The 702-nt window shown below is 77.4% G+C and carries 1 protein-coding gene; it reads left to right on the forward strand.

Annotated elements, in window-relative coordinates:
- Positions 1-702: DNA 3-methyladenine glycosylase 2 (locus D7V97_RS43440; protein ID WP_147445279.1), on the forward strand; the 702-nt coding region annotated here is incomplete at both ends.

The following is a 702-nucleotide window of genomic DNA, read 5'->3' on the forward strand; positions in this document are numbered from 1 at the left end:
TTCCAGGCCCTCTACCAGCGCCCACCGGGGGCCCTCCGCCGCGCCCGCCCCGCCCTCGCGCCCGTCTCCTCCGCCGTGCCCGTGGTGACCCTCTTCATCCCCTACCGGCCCCCCTTCGACTGGGCGTCCCTGAACGCCCACCTGGCGGCCCGCGCCCTCACCGGCCTGGAGCACGTGGAGCCCGGGCGCTACCTGCGCACCGTGTCCAACGCCCTCGGCCGTGGCGCCGTGGAGGTCGCTCCCGCGCAGGGGCTTGATGGCCTGCAGGCCACCCTGCGCGTCAGCGACGTGCGGATGCTGCCCACCGTCATCGCCCAGCTCCGGCGCGTCTTCGACGTGGACGCGGACGTGGACGCCATCCACGCGCACCTGTCCCAGGACGCCCTGCTCGCGCCCCTCATCGCCGCCCGCCCGGGCCTGCGCGTCCCAGGGGGATGGGACGGCTTCGAGCTCGCCGTCCGCGCCATCCTGGGCCAGCAGGTGACGGTCGCCGCCGCACGGGGCCTGGGGCAGCGGCTGCTCGCGCTCCACGGCGAGCCCCTGGACCCGGCGCTCACCGGGGACGCCCGCCTCCACCGCGCCTTCCCCCGGCCCCAGGTGCTCGCCACGGCGGACCTCTCCGGCATGGGCATGCCGGCCTCCCGGGCCCGCACCCTCACGAGCCTCGCCGCCGCGGCCGTGGCCGACCCCACCCTCTTCCAG

This window comes from Corallococcus sp. CA053C (assembly GCF_003611675.1).
Classification (GTDB): Bacteria; Myxococcota; Myxococcia; order Myxococcales; family Myxococcaceae; genus Corallococcus.